This window comes from Actinomyces sp. AC-20-1, from assembly GCF_023369555.1.
In the GTDB taxonomy this organism is placed as follows: Bacteria; Actinomycetota; Actinomycetes; order Actinomycetales; family Actinomycetaceae; genus Actinomyces.
The window spans coordinates 1-713 of sequence record NZ_JACJVC010000040.1 but is presented as its reverse complement, the minus strand read 5'-3'; the positions used below and the strand labels follow the sequence as shown (position 1 = coordinate 713).

The window sequence follows — 713 nt, the reverse complement described above, 5'->3', positions numbered from 1 at the left end:
GCCTCCGCCTGCGTGGCGTCCTGGGCCCGTCGGGCCGCCTCCTCGTGGGCGGCGACGAGCTCGAGCACGCTGGCGCTGCCGCGCCCGGCCGAGGAGGCTCGCCCGGGCGCGAGGACCTCCCCGTCGCGTGTGGCGACGACGGCGGCCGGGCGGTGCTCGCGCAGGGCGGCGGCGGCCTCGAGGTCCTCGACCACCCAGGCCCCGGCCAGCAGGGTGGTGAGCAGGGCCTCGAGCTCGAGGTCCCGGGCACGCACCAGGTCGAGGGCGCGGCGTGCCCCGGACTCGTCACCGTCCCGGCCCTCCCCGCCGACGGCGGCCTCGGGCGCGGCGGTGACCTCCTGGACCGCGAGCCGCAGGGAGCCGGCGTCGTCGCGGTGGGCGTGCCTGAGGGCGCGCAGGGCGGCGTCCTCGTCGGTGACGAGCGCGGCCCCGGCGCTGTCGCCCATGAGGGCGGCGACGGCGTTCTCCCACCCGCGCTCGACGCTGAGCTCCTCGGCGAGCGGGCCGAGGACGCCGTCGAGGCCGGAGCCAGCGAGCTCCGCCGTGCCGTCCTGGGTGCGCAGGGACAGGGCCAGGGCGTCACGGCGCGAGGTCCAGGAGGCGACCTCGGCGGCGGCCTCACGGCGGGCGTCGGTCGCGGCGGAGACGGCCTCGCGGGCGCGCGCGAGGCCGGCGGTGGCGGCCTCGTGGGCCCGGGCGGCGCTCTCCTGCGC

The 713-nt window shown here is 80.6% G+C and carries 1 protein-coding gene; it reads right to left on the bottom strand.

The annotated features are described in order from the left end of the window. Positions 1-713, bottom strand: a 713-nt coding sequence (locus H6X67_RS11650; protein WP_502797337.1) for an SMC hinge domain-related protein, incomplete at both ends; no start/stop codon positions are given.